The organism is Kribbella sp. NPDC002412, from assembly GCF_053592935.1.
In genome coordinates this window covers 126249-138367 of the sequence record NZ_JBSFBL010000006.1, presented here as the reverse complement: position 1 = coordinate 138367, position 12119 = coordinate 126249, and the positions used below count along the sequence as shown (strand labels likewise).

Below are 12119 nucleotides of genomic sequence, written 5' to 3'. Positions count from 1 at the left end.
GGCGCATGAGTGAAGCGGTGAACAGAACGCTGGACGCGGTCGGGCCCAGGCTGAAGCAGCTGCGCCTGCGACGCGAGGTCACGCTCGCCGACCTCGCCGACGAGACCGGCATCTCGATCAGCACGTTGTCCAGGCTGGAGTCAGGGCTGCGGCGGCCGACGCTGGAGCAGTTGCTGCCGCTCGCGGGCGCCTACGGGGTCACCCTCGACGAGCTGGTCGACGCGCCGCCTACCGGCAACCCGCGCATCAACCTACGCCCGATCGCCTGCGGCGACGGAATGGTCGTCCTGCCGCTCACCCGCCGGCCCGGCGGCATCCAGGCATACAAGTTCGTGCTCCCGGCCGCCCGCGACGACCAAGTTCCCGACCTTCGCACCCACGAGGGGTACGACTGGGCCTACGTCCTCAACGGCCGGCTCCGGCTTGTCCTCGGCGACCAGGAGCTCATCCTCGAGCCGGGCGAAGCCGCGGAGTTCGACACCCGCACTCCGCACTGGTTCGGCGCCACCAGCGCAGGTCCGGTCGAGTTCCTGAGCCTGATCGGAAAACAAGGCGAACGCGCCCACGTCCGCGCAGCCCCCAAGCGCAAACCGGCAGCCACCTGACGCTGTCGTCCGCACCAGCCACCAGCAGCTACGCGCGGGAACTGTCGGCGGTGGGGGTGAGAATGGCGCGATGGACGAACTGGGGCAGTTCGGGCCGCACCGGTGGTCGGCGGGGTACCACGGTGCGGACGAGAGATTTCGCGGGGCGACGTTCATGGTGGCGGATCTGCGCGGCGCGCGGTTCGTCGACTGTGATCTGACCGGGGTGAAGATCGTCGACGCGGCACTGGTCGACGTCGACATCTCCGGGTGGGTGAGCAACCTGGTCGTCAACGGCGTCGACGTCACCGAGTACGTCGACGCCGAGCTCGACCGCCGGCACCCCGAGCGGGTCCAACTGCGGACCATCCAGGACGCAGGCGGCTTCCGTGCGATGTGGGCGACGCTGGACGGGCTGTGGTCGGAGCTGACCGCCCGAGCCGAGCGGTTGCCCGAGTCCGTTCGCCACGAGCGGGTCGCGGACGAGTGGTCCTTCGTCGAGACGTTGCGCCACCTGATCTGGATCACCGACTCCTGGGTGAGCCGCACGATCCTCGACCAGGACCGACCGTTCCACCCGCTCGCACTCCCGCAGACCGCCTACAACCCCGCGGACGCCGCGACGCTGGGCATGGACCTCGACGCCAAACCGGCGTACGGCGAGGTCATCGAAGCACGCGCCGACCGGCAAGCAGTAGTCAGCGCTGTCCTCGAAGATCTCACCGACACCGCCCTCGGCCGCCGCTGCCCACGCTCACCCGCCCCCGGCTACCCCGAGGAAGACCGCACAGTCGCAGACTGCCTCGGAGTCCTCATGGACGAGGAGTGCGAGCACTACCGCTTCGCCCTCCGCGACCTCACCACCCTGGAAGCTCTCAGCGAGCGGCGACGGTCAGGGTGACGGTCGCGCCCGGTGCGAGCATCGTGCCGGGCGCGGGGGAGACGCTCAAGACGTCGCCGGGGAGGTAGTGCGAAGACTTCTTGGGCTGGATCTTCGGCGTCAGACCCAGTCTGGTGAGCGCCGCGGCGTACGTCTGGCCGGCACGCTCCGATCCACTCCCTCCGCGAACCGCCTGCTCGTCCGGCACGCCGACCCGGTTGGGCACGATCTGGATCCACGAGAGGATGCGATCGACCTCGGCGGCGTTCGTGGACGACTCGGCCCAGAACCACGTGTCCAGCGACGGGATGCGCACGACCCCCGAGCAGGTTCTGACCTCCCCGATGTTCTCGTCGGTGCAGGTCGTGCGCTGGCGCTCGGCGGGGACCCCGTCGATCTCGACGTTCTCGTCGGCGGTGAACTCGAACAGCGTCGGAGTGCCGAGCCCCAGTTGCACGCTCTCGACACCCGATGGACGGGGCGTCGCACACAGATGCCCGTCTCGGGCGAGGATGACCGTGTCCTGATAGGGCGTGAGGCAATGCGTTCGATCGGTGCCCCAGTTCTTGGGGATGGGGATCGCGGCGTGGCCTAGGCCTACCAAGCGCGTCTCGGTGGGCGCGACCTGCGGGCTGGTGGAGGCGACCTGTGGTGGGGTGACCGAGGCGCTGGGTCTGGTGAGGAGGGCGGTGCCGCCGGCTGCGGCCACCACGGCGACCGCGGCGGTGACACAGACCGCCACGGTGCGGCGGCGGCGTACTCGGGTGGCGTGGGCGTGCATCGCGTCGATCGGGGGCGGCCCGACGGTGGTGCGCTCGGCGGCGCGGTCGAGCAGGTCGGTCAGTTTGGACTCGTTCATCGGGTTCCCCGCAGTTCGGCCAGGTCCGGGTCCTCGGCCAGGGCCTTCACGGCTCTGGACAGCCGGGTGGTGTGGTCGACGCCGCCGCACTCGGGCACCAGCACGGCTGAGCGCACCAGCCCCGCCCAACGCGCCGCCACGTACTCGCTGAAGTCGTCGCTCAAGCCACCCGCTCTCCCCGTACCCCTCTCACGGTATAGACAGGCGAGGCCCGGGCCGAGGTTCCAAGCGGAGGATCAGAAGTCGATGCGCATCACCGTACGGCGCACGGTCGGCCGAGTGACCTCCTTGAAGCCGGCCTCCTCGAAGGCCTGGCGCGGCCCGACGTGCAGCTCGCCCCACGTGATCTGCTTGCCGGCTTGGGTGACCATCGGATAGGCCTCGAGCGCCCGGGCGCCGCGCGTCCGGGCGTGCTCGATGGTGGCGCGGGCAAGCAGATAGGTGAGGCCGCGGCCGCGGTAGCCTTTGCGGACGACCATGCAGGTGACCGACCAGACCCCGTCGTCGTCCTTGTCCTCCGACCGGCCGGTCCACGGGATGCGGGAGGTGCGGAGCTTCGGGTACGCCGTCCGCGGCTCGACCGCTACCCAGCCGGCCGGTGTGCCGTCGACGTACCCGACCAGACCGCTGGTCGCCGGGGCGGCGGGATCGCCGCAAGCGGTCTGGTCCTGCAGCATCGCCGTCCGCTCGTCCTGGGTGGAGTCGCGCCAGATCCAGCCGCGGATCTTGAACCGCTGGCACTGGCAGTGGCCGGCGTCGGCGGTCCCGAAGACCGCCTGCAGATCCTCCCAGGACGCCTCGTTCGCGGGGACGACGGTCAACTGCTCCGCCTCGATCGGCGCGTTCACCCTGTTCATGCCTGGCACGTTAGCCCGGGTTCCGGACGCTCTACTTCCGGAACACCTGCGCGAGCCGATCCGCGAAGTCCGCCGGGAACTCGTGGGCCACACCCGGCAACCACTCCACCGCGACCCCGAACCCGCGCAGCTGCTCACCAGCCTCCTCGACCACGTCACGCAGCTCGTCGTCCGTCCCCATCAACACCACCGCCGGCTCCAGCGCACCCTGCGCGGCATCCGGCAGCTGCCGAAGCGCAGGAGCCAGTACGACGACGCCGGCAACAGACCGCGGCTGTGCGGTGAGAGCCCAGTCGAGCGCCACCCGACCACCTGCGGAGAACCCAGCCGCGACGAGAGGCAGCGACTCCAGGTCCGCAGGCAACGCGGCGAGCGCCGAAGCCACATCGTCACGAGACTGTTCCGGAGAAGGCCAAGTGCGGTACATCGGTGACATCTGCTGCGACGACTCCACACACAGGAGCGCGTAGCCGAGTGACGTCACACTCGCCCAGTCGCGCCCCGCACGCGTAGCCCGCTGCCCGGCACCATGCAACGCGACCACGACGCCCTGCACCGCACCATCGGGCAGCTGCAAGATCGGTGCCGCAGGAGGCGTGACTGCGCGCTGCCTTCGAGAGATGTCGAGCAGCTCGGTGAAGCCCGGCAGCTCCTGGAGACTCGCCAGGTCGTCGTCCTCGGTCAGAAGCGACTCGTCCCACCAGGCGCCGGCCGCAGCGGCGGACTGGAGTACAGCCAGGCCTTCCGCCGGTCGACCGAGCACGCCAAGGAGACAAGCGCGCGTGTGGGTCAGCTCCGCCAGCCACGGGAGCACCGAGTCGTCGGCCTCGTCGAGCACATCCAGAGCTTCCCGGTAGGAGCCCTGCTCGTAGAACACGTCAACCCGATCGATCAGATCGTCGTACGTCGCTTCCGGTGTCTGCACTGGTCGATTCTGACCCACCTCAGAGGGCATCAGCGCGCGACTGCAGATAGCGCTGCTCAGGCACGCTGCCGGTGAGCCGGGCCGCCTGCTGGTAGGCGGCCCGGGCAGCGGGCAGGTCGCCGGACAGCTCCAGCAGATGCGCGCGTACGGCGGCCACCCTGTGATGGTCCTTCAACGCCGGATCCACGTCGTCGAGCAGCGCGAGCCCGCGGTCAGGCCCATGCACCATCGCGACGGCGACGATCCGGTTGAGGGTCACCATCGGCCCGGGCGCGGCGGACTCGAGCAGTTCGTACAGCATCAGGATCTGCCGCCAGTCGGTGTCCTCGGCACGCCGAGCCTGGTCGTGTACGGCGGCGATCGCGGCCTGCAACTGGTACGGCCCGACCGGTGCCGTGCGCAACGTCGACTCGATCAGCTCGGTGCCCTCGGCAATCGCGTCGGCGTTCCACAGCGACCGGTCCTGCTCCGGCAACGGCACCAGCGCGCCGTCGGCCGTCGTACGGGCCGGTCGCCGGGCGTCCGTCAGCAGCATGAGCGCCAGCAGCCCGGCAACTTCGCCCTCGGCCGGCAACTGCTCCCGGAGCTGCCGGGTCAGCCGGATCGCCTCGGCGCTCAGCTCGACCCGGTGCAGCGACGCACCGGACGACGCGGTGTACCCCTCGTTGAAGATCAGGTACAGCACATGCAGTACGGCGGCCAGCCGCGACGGCAGCTCGTCCGCCGGCGGCAGCGCGAAGCCGGCGTCCCGCAGTTTCGCCTTCGCCCGGCTGATCCGTTGGCCGATTGTTGCTTCCGGCACCAGAAAGGCCCGGGCGATCTCACCGGTGGTCAGCCCGCCGACCGCCCGCAGGGTCAGCGCGACCTGGGACTGCGACGTCAGCGCCGGGTGACAGCAGAGCATCAGCAGGGTCAGCGAGTCGTCGACCGAAGACGACTGTTCCGCCTCCGGCCACGCTGCCACCGTCTCCTCACGCCGTACCCGGGCCGCCTCGCTGCGCAGCACCTCGATCCGCCGCCGGGCCGCGACCGTGATCAGCCAGCTCCGCGGGTTGTCCGGCACGCCGTCCGCCGGCCACTGCTGCGCCGCCGCCAGCAGAGCCTCCTGGACGGCATCCTCGCAGGCGTCGAAGTCGCCGTACCGGCGGACCAGCGGCCCGAGCACCTGGGGAGCGAGCTCGCGCAGCAGCTCCTCGATCACATCAACGCGCCGAGGTCCCGGACCGGGCGGATCTCGACGATGCTGAACGGCGCCTCCGGGATCTGCGGCACGATCTCGACCGCGCGCTCCATGCTCTCGCAGTCGAGCAGGTAGAACCCGGCCAGCTGCTCCTTCACCTCGGCGAACGGCCCGTCGGTGGTCAGCGCCCGGCCGTCCTGGACCCGTACCTGCTTGGTCAGCCCGGGGTCGTCGAGCGACTCCGAGGCGAGCAGCTCGCCGCGCACGGCCAGCGCCTCGTGCAACGCCGTGTAGCCGGCCATCCCCTCCCGCTTCTGCTCGTCGGTCAGCGAGTCCCACACCTTCCGGGACTCCGGGTTCCCGTAGATCAGCACCAGGAACTTCACCAGCTCTCCTCCCGTTCAGGTCAGCGTAGAGGCACCACAAGCATCACCCTCCGATATCGATCGGGTCACCGGTTCGCAGCAGGCGTAGCGGGGACGGAGCGGCGGCGTTCAGGTATCAGGGGAAAGGCAGGGGCTGCCCCGGAGTGGCCGGGCGTAAACCTGTCGGGGCGGACAAGTAGAGTTACGACGGGTATCAGGGTGAGAGAGGGAGGGGTCGCGTGCCGGACTTGGAAGTGTCCGACCGGGTACTGACGATCCCGAACGCGCTCAGCTTCCTCCGGTTGCTGGGTGTGCCGCTGTTCCTGTGGCTGATCCTCGGGCCGGAGGAGGACGGCTGGGCGCTGCTGGTGCTCGCCGTCTCCGGCTTCACCGACTGGGCCGACGGCCAGATCGCCCGGCGGATGAACCAGACCACCCGGCTCGGCCAGATGCTCGACCCGGTCGCCGACCGGCTCTACATCTTCGCCACCGTGCTCGGCCTGGCGCTGCGCGACATCATCCCGTGGTGGCTGGCGATCGCGTTGCCGCTGCGCGACCTGCTGCTGACCTTCACCCTGCCCGCCCTGCACCGCCGCGGCTTCAACGCGCTGCCGGTGCACTTCCTCGGCAAGTCGGCCACGTTCTGCCTGCTGTACGCGTTCCCGCTGCTGCTGCTCGGTGACGGCGACAGCACGCTGAACCTGCTCGCTCGGGTGTTCGGCTGGGCGTTCGCGATCTGGGGCACCGGGCTGTACTACTGGGCCGGCGCACTGTACTTCGCTCAGCTGCGCCACCTGGTCCAGACGGTGCCACCGATCAAGGACCCGGCCGGGTAGACCCGTGACACAGCAAGCCCCACCGCAGGAAGGCCCACCCAAGAGGCGTGTCGATGCCTCGATGTCGCTGCTCAACAACCTGATGGCCCACCCGCTCGACGAGGGCTACGCCGTCGCCGCCCGCCGCCCGAAGCAGGACGGCAAGCCGGCCCGGACCAGGCACCGGGTCATGCTGGTGGCCGCCACCCTGGTGCTCGGCTTCCTGCTCGCGGTCGCGGCCTCGCAGAACTACCGCAGCGCGCCCGAGGCGGAGAAGCAGCGCAAGGAGCTGATCACCCGGATCAACCAGGCCGACACCCGGCTGACCGGGATGCGCACCCAGCAGACCCAGCTGGCCGACGAGGTACGGCGGTTGCAGGCCAGCGGACTGAGCAACACCAGCTCGGGCGCCGCCCTGCAGCAGCAGCTGGACACCCTGGAGCTGCAGACCGGCGCGATCGCCGCCACCGGCCCGGGGATCAAGGCCGTGGTGGACGACGCGAAGGACGCCGGCAAGGAAGGCCGGCTGCTCGACGTCGACCTGCAGCAGCTGGTCAACGGCCTGTGGACCTCCGGCGCGGAGGCGATCTCGGTGAACGGTCACCGGCTCACCTCGATGACCGCGATCCGCGGCGCCGGCAGCGCGATCACCGTCGACTACAGCTCGCTGACCCCGCCGTACACGGTGCTCGCGATCGGCGACACCGCGACCATGCCGGCCCGGTTCGCGCAGAGCTCGGGCGGCCAGTGGATGCAGTACCTGGTCAGCAACTTCGATGTCCGGATGACGATCACGACGGAGGACTCCTTGCTGGTGCCGGCCGATGCGACCATCGCGTTGCGCTACGCGAAGGTGGGACCGAGATGATCGCCGTACTCGGACTGGTGATCGGGGTCGTGGTCGGCCTGCTGGTCGCGCCCGACGTCCCCGAGTGGGCCCAGCCGTACCTGCCGATCGCGGTGGTGGCGGCCCTGGACGCGGTGTTCGGGGCGCTGCGCGCGTTCCTGGACGGGATCTTCGACGACAAGGTCTTCGTGGTTTCGTTCATCTCCAACGTGCTGATCGCGGCGCTGATCGTCTACCTGGGCGACCAGCTCGGGGTCGGCTCCCAGCTGTCCACGGGCGTGGTCGTCGTCCTGGGCATCCGGATCTTCACCAACATGGCCGCCATCCGGCGGCACATCTTCAGGGCCTGACATGAGCGACGACAAACCCGACCAGACCCCGGCCGCGAAGCCCGTGCAGCCCGAGGCGAAGCCCGTGCAGCCCGTGCAGCCCGAGGTGAAGCCCGTGCAGCCCGAGGCGAAGCCGGAGCAGCCCGAGGTGACGCCCGAGCCGGCCGCGGAGGTGGCGCACCCGGGGGAGCCGACGCCGATGCCGCAGCCGAAGAAGCCGCGGACGCCGAACCTGGCCTGGCGGCGGCTGAAGGCCGGGTTCAAGCCGTCCCGCGGCCAGGCGATCGTCGCCGTCGTGCTCGCGCTGGTCGCCTGCATGGCGGTCGTCCAGGTCCGGGTGAACCGGGCCGACGACGGCTACCAGAACGCCCGCCGCGAGGACCTGATCGCGATCCTCGACGGCCTCGGCCAGAACACCCGCCGGCTGGAGAGCGAGATCGCCGAGCTGGATGAGCGCAAGAACACCCTCGAGTCCAGCGCGGACAAGGCGCAGACCGCCCGCGAGCAGGCCGAGGCGCAGGTCCGGGTGCTCGGCATCCTGGCCGGCACCCTGCCGGCCCAGGGCCCGGGGGTGCGGATCACGCTGAACGACCCCGAGGGCAAGATGACCTCGAGCAACCTGCTGGACGCGATCGAGGAGCTGCGCGACGCCGGCGCGGAGGCGATCCAGATCAACGGCTCGGCCCGGGTGGTGGCCAGCACCGACTTCGTCGACGACTCGCCCGGTATCCGGATCGACGGCCAGAAGGTCACCTCGCCGTACGTGATCGAGGCGATCGGCGAGTCGCACAACCTCGCCGAGGCGGCGAACTTCCCCGGCGGCCTGGTCAGTGAGGTGACCGGTCCGCAGGTGGGTGGAACGGCCGAGGTGAACGAGCTGACGCAGGTGTCGATCACCGCCTTGCACGCGCCCGAGGAGCATCGTTACGCTCGCCCGGCGCCCAGCCCGACCAAGTAGCTGACGGACAGATCTGTACTTGAGTGAAAGAGGACCAAAGGTGTACCCCGAAGACCTGAAGTACACGGCCGAGCACGAGTGGGTGAAGGCCGACGGCGACGGACCGGTGCGGGTCGGCATCACCGACTTCGCGCAGGATGCGCTCGGCGACATCGTGTACGTGCAGCTGCCCGACGTCGGCAGCAAGGTGCGCGCCGGCGACGCCTGCGGCGAGCTGGAGTCGACCAAGAGCGTGAGCGACCTGTTCGCCCCGGTGAACGGCACCGTGACCGCGGTGAACGAGTCGCTGGCCGACCAGCCGGACCTGGTCAACACCGACCCGTACGGCGAGGGCTGGCTGCTCGACATCGAGGTCGAGGACGTCGAGGAGGTCGAGGCGCTGATGGACGCCGAGACCTACCAGGGCCAGCTCGACCAGAGCTGAGCCGCACCGGCCGCCTGGGTGCCTGGGCACCGCCCGTAACGGGCTTGGCGGCTCCTGATAGGTTGGCCGGACCTCAACCGCTGGTAGAGGGTTGAGGTCCGCGCTTTGGCGTCCACACTTGTTCATACGGGGTCTATCGAAAACGTCGCCGGACCGCCGGCGATCGGGAGGATCACAGCATGCCGTTCTGCAACCAGTGCGGGCACGAGAACTCCGAGGGCAGCCGGTTCTGCTCGCAGTGCGGAGCGATGCTCCCTGGCGCGGACCGCCCGGCGGCAACCCCGGCGGCACCCGGTGTCACGCCCGGTGTCACCGACACCGCGATGCTCACCCCGATCGGCGTCGAGCCCGAGCCGGCCGGCACCGGTGAGCCGCTGTCGGCCGACGACGAGGCCGCGGTCGGCGCGCTGCCGGCCGGGTCCGCCCTGCTGATCGTCCAGCGCGGGCCGAACGCGGGCAGCCGGTTCCTGCTCGACGTCGACGTGGTCACCGCCGGCCGGCACCCGGACAGCGACATCTTCCTCGACGACGTGACCGTGTCGCGCCGGCACGCGGAGTTCCGCCGGGACGCGTACGGCGTGAAGGTCCGCGACGTCGGCAGCCTGAACGGCACCTACGTGAACCGCGACCGGATCGACGAGGTCCAGCTCAACAACGGCGACGAGGTCCAGATCGGCAAGTACCGGCTGGTCTACTACGCCAGTGGCCAAGCCTGAGCCGTCCGCCGAAGGCCCTGTCGACGGCAGGGGCATCGGTGCGGTGCTGCAGCTGCTGCAGGCCGAGTTCGACGGCGTCACCATCTCCAAGATCCGCTTCCTCGAGGCCGAGGGGCTGGTGACGCCGGCCCGGACCGCGTCGGGCTACCGCAAGTTCAGCGCCGCCGACGTCGACCGGTTGCGGTACGTGCTGACCGCGCAGCGCGACCAGTACCTGCCGCTGCGCATCATCAAGGAGCACCTCGCCGCGATGGACCGCGGCCTGCGCCCGGCGGCCGCGGGCCCGCCGGTGGCCCCGAGCTCGCTGCCGGAGACCCCCGGCCTGCCCGCCGCCGAGGACTTCGGTGCCTACGGCACCGAGCTCAGGCTGACCCGGGACGAGCTGCGGACCGCGGCCGGTATCGAGCCGGAGCTGCTCGACCAGCTGGAGAACCACGGCCTGGTGGTGGCCCGTGGCAACCACTACGACGGCGACGCGATCCTGGTCGCCAAGCTCGCCGGTGAGTTCGCCGGCCACGGGATCGAGCCGCGGCACCTGCGCCTGTTCCGTACGGCGGCCGACCGCGAGGCCGGCCTGATCGAGCAGGTCACCGGGCCCCGCCGTACCGCGCAGACCGAGGAGCTGGCGGCGCTGGCCGTCCGGTTGCATGCGGCACTGGTCCGCTCCCGCCTCCCGCGCTGAAGCACGAGTTGTCCACCGGCGCACCCGAGGGCCTGCCCGGGGCTGCCCCGCGGAGTAGGCTGAAGGTGTGCGCGAAGTCGACGTAATCGGAGTCCGGGTAGAGATGCCCTCGAGCCAGCCGATCGTGCTGCTCCGGGAGGTCGGGGGCGAGCGGTACCTGCCGATCTGGATCGGCGCGGCCGAGGCGAGTGCGATCGCTTTCGCCCAGCAGGGCATGGAACCACCCCGGCCGCTGACGCACGACCTGTTCGCCGAGACCATCCGGGTGCTCGGGCACACCCTCAGCCAGGTCCGGATCGTGAACCTGACCGACGGCGTGTTCGAGGCGATCCTGGTGTTCGACGACAAGACCGAGATCTCCGCGCGGCCGTCGGACTCGATCGCGCTGGCGCTGCGCACCGGGACGCCGGTGTTCTGCGCCGAGGAGATTCTGGCCGAGGCCGGCATCCCGGTGCCGGAGAGTGAGACGTCCGGCGCCGACGAGGTGGAGGAGGAGGAAGAGGTCGAGCGGTTCCGCGAGTTCCTGGACCAGGTGACCCCGGAAGACTTCGACAAGAGCTGACCTACTGACCGGTCAGCTGTGGCAGATTTGAACGGTCTGGTACAAGGCACGCAAGGTAACGATTGAGGTCAGGGTTGCGACACGCTCTCGGACCAGGGCGGTGATCGTTGACCCTCCCTGATCGGCGGCTTACCTTGAAGGAGTTGTGGGGTGTTGTCACTCCACGGATGTGACCCGTTCCAGTCGGTACCCAGGGAGGCTCAGGCGTGACACGCACCGGCGACACGGATCTGACGGCGCAGTCGACGTCCGAAGCGCACGCCGAGGCGGCCGCTACCGCCGGCGTCCAGGGTCTGCTCTTCGACGACGACCTGCGGCCGATGCCGGAGGACGTCGGGTTCCGCGGGCCGACGGCGTGCGCCGCGGCCGGGATCACCTACCGTCAGCTCGACTACTGGGCCCGCACCGGCCTGGTCTCCCCGTCGGTTCGCCCGGCGACCGGCTCGGGCACGCAGCGGCTGTACGGCTTCCGCGACGTCTTGTTGCTGAAGGTGATCAAGCGCCTCCTGGACGCCGGGATCTCGCTGCAGCAGATCCGGACCGCGATCGCGCACCTGAGCAAGCGCGGGATCGACGACCTGACCCAGATCACCCTGATGAGCGACGGCGCCTCGGTCTACATGTGCACCTCGCCGGACGAGGTCATCGACCTGCTGGCCGGCGGCCAGGGCGTGTTCGGGATCGCGCTCGGCGGTGTCTGGCGGGAGGTCGAGGGCTCGCTGTCCGAGCTGCCGACCGAGCGCGCCGACGGGCACGACGACGGCGACCACCACGCGAACGACGAGCTCGCCGCCCGCCGCCGCGCCCGCATGACCGGCTGACCGACCCGAACCACAGTGCTGGACGAGTTCCTGGCTGCGGTCGGTGACTGGGCGGCCCGGCCGGTCGCGCGGAGGCTGCTGCCCGAACTGTTCGGCGATTCCTGGTAGCCTCGGGACAGCCGTACACAGCACTCGGGAGAGACCCGCTGACCCGGGCGCCGAAGGGGCAATTCCTCCCCGGAACCTCTCAGGCCCATGGACCGAGTGCCACAGGCGACTCTGGAGCGCGCACCGGGCGTGACAGAGGGGGAGGCCACCGGCAGAACTGTCAGCAACGGAGCCTCTAGTGAACGACACGCCACAGGTCTCGGCCGC

At 70.2% G+C, this 12119-nt stretch carries 17 protein-coding genes and 1 riboswitch; of the genes, 11 read left to right on the top strand and 6 right to left on the bottom strand.

Annotation, left to right across the window (positions count from 1 at the left end; all coding sequences use genetic code 11):
* Nucleotides 1–5: 5 nt before the first annotated feature.
* Both ACWCOV_RS07145 and ACWCOV_RS07140 read left to right on the top strand, forming a co-directional pair.
* Complete coding sequence (locus ACWCOV_RS07145; RefSeq protein ID WP_449828327.1) at nt 6–605, top strand: helix-turn-helix domain-containing protein; 600 nt, start codon at nt 6–8, stop codon at nt 603–605.
* A 70-nt stretch (nt 606–675) separates the two neighbouring features.
* Nucleotides 676–1485 (top strand): DinB family protein, encoded by an 810-nt coding sequence (locus ACWCOV_RS07140; RefSeq protein WP_449828326.1) that lies wholly within the window; start codon nt 676–678, stop codon nt 1483–1485.
* Here the strand turns inward: ACWCOV_RS07140 and ACWCOV_RS07135 are convergent.
* The 6 genes from ACWCOV_RS07135 to ACWCOV_RS07110 form a co-directional block, all read right to left on the bottom strand.
* Nucleotides 1460–2323 (bottom strand): PASTA domain-containing protein, encoded by an 864-nt coding sequence (locus ACWCOV_RS07135; protein ID WP_449828325.1) that lies wholly within the window; start codon nt 2321–2323, stop codon nt 1460–1462. The two genes, ACWCOV_RS07140 and ACWCOV_RS07135, sit on opposite strands and share 26 nt — an antisense overlap.
* Nucleotides 2320–2487 (bottom strand): hypothetical protein, encoded by a 168-nt coding sequence (locus ACWCOV_RS07130; RefSeq protein WP_449828324.1) that lies wholly within the window; start codon nt 2485–2487, stop codon nt 2320–2322. Before ACWCOV_RS07130 ends, ACWCOV_RS07135 begins: the two co-directional genes overlap by 4 nt.
* Before the next feature lie 72 nt (nt 2488–2559).
* Nucleotides 2560–3180, bottom strand: a complete 621-nt coding sequence (locus tag ACWCOV_RS07125; RefSeq protein ID WP_449828323.1) for a GNAT family N-acetyltransferase — start codon at nt 3178–3180, stop codon at nt 2560–2562.
* Nucleotides 3181–3211: 31 nt separating this feature from the next.
* Nucleotides 3212–4105 carry an alpha/beta hydrolase gene (locus ACWCOV_RS07120; RefSeq protein WP_449828322.1) on the bottom strand — a complete coding sequence of 298 codons (894 nt, stop codon included), beginning with the start codon at nt 4103–4105 and terminating at the stop codon, nt 3212–3214.
* 19 nt (nt 4106–4124) lie between these two features.
* Nucleotides 4125–5306 carry an RNA polymerase sigma factor gene (locus ACWCOV_RS07115; protein ID WP_449828321.1) on the bottom strand — a complete coding sequence of 394 codons (1182 nt, stop codon included), beginning with the start codon at nt 5304–5306 and terminating at the stop codon, nt 4125–4127.
* Nucleotides 5303–5671 carry a YciI family protein gene (locus ACWCOV_RS07110; RefSeq protein WP_449828320.1) on the bottom strand — a complete coding sequence of 123 codons (369 nt, stop codon included), beginning with the start codon at nt 5669–5671 and terminating at the stop codon, nt 5303–5305. The genes ACWCOV_RS07115 and ACWCOV_RS07110 overlap by 4 nt, the downstream gene beginning before the upstream one ends.
* 218 nt (nt 5672–5889) lie before the next feature.
* Here ACWCOV_RS07110 and ACWCOV_RS07105 point away from each other — a divergent pair, with 218 nt between their 5' ends.
* The 9 genes from ACWCOV_RS07105 (at nt 5890) to ACWCOV_RS07065 (ending at nt 11804) form a co-directional block, all read left to right on the top strand.
* Nucleotides 5890–6486, top strand: coding sequence for a CDP-alcohol phosphatidyltransferase family protein (locus ACWCOV_RS07105; protein WP_449828319.1), 597 nt, complete (start codon nt 5890–5892; stop codon nt 6484–6486).
* Between the two features lie 61 nt (nt 6487–6547).
* The gene (locus ACWCOV_RS07100; protein ID WP_449828318.1) at nt 6548–7333 is read left to right on the top strand and encodes a DUF881 domain-containing protein; all 786 of its coding nucleotides are present in this window, start codon (nt 6548–6550) and stop codon (nt 7331–7333) included.
* The gene (locus ACWCOV_RS07095; protein WP_360529296.1) at nt 7330–7662 is read left to right on the top strand and encodes a small basic family protein; all 333 of its coding nucleotides are present in this window, start codon (nt 7330–7332) and stop codon (nt 7660–7662) included. Before ACWCOV_RS07100 ends, ACWCOV_RS07095 begins: the two co-directional genes overlap by 4 nt.
* 1 nt (nt 7663) lies before the next feature.
* Nucleotides 7664–8599: a DUF881 domain-containing protein gene (locus ACWCOV_RS07090; protein ID WP_449828317.1), complete on the top strand. Its 936-nt coding sequence runs from the start codon at nt 7664–7666 to the stop codon at nt 8597–8599.
* 40 nt (nt 8600–8639) lie between these two features.
* Entirely contained in the window at nt 8640–9023 is a 384-nt protein-coding gene (gene gcvH / locus ACWCOV_RS07085) for a glycine cleavage system protein GcvH (protein ID WP_449828316.1), read from the top strand.
* A 179-nt stretch (nt 9024–9202) separates the two neighbouring features.
* On the top strand, nt 9203–9739 hold the full coding sequence (locus ACWCOV_RS07080) for an FHA domain-containing protein (protein ID WP_449828315.1): 537 nt from the start codon (nt 9203–9205) through the stop codon (nt 9737–9739).
* Nucleotides 9726–10421, top strand: a complete 696-nt coding sequence (gene ftsR / locus ACWCOV_RS07075; protein WP_449828314.1) for a transcriptional regulator FtsR — start codon at nt 9726–9728, stop codon at nt 10419–10421. Before ACWCOV_RS07080 ends, ftsR begins: the two co-directional genes overlap by 14 nt.
* A 67-nt stretch (nt 10422–10488) precedes the next feature.
* Nucleotides 10489–10983: a bifunctional nuclease family protein gene (locus ACWCOV_RS07070; protein WP_449828313.1), complete on the top strand. Its 495-nt coding sequence runs from the start codon at nt 10489–10491 to the stop codon at nt 10981–10983.
* 206 nt (nt 10984–11189) lie between these two features.
* Entirely contained in the window at nt 11190–11804 is a 615-nt protein-coding gene (locus tag ACWCOV_RS07065) for a MerR family transcriptional regulator (RefSeq protein WP_442914690.1), read from the top strand.
* A gap of 123 nt (nt 11805–11927) precedes the next feature.
* Nucleotides 11928–12017, top strand: a riboswitch (glycine riboswitch).
* The last annotated feature ends 102 nt before the right edge of the window (nt 12018–12119 follow it).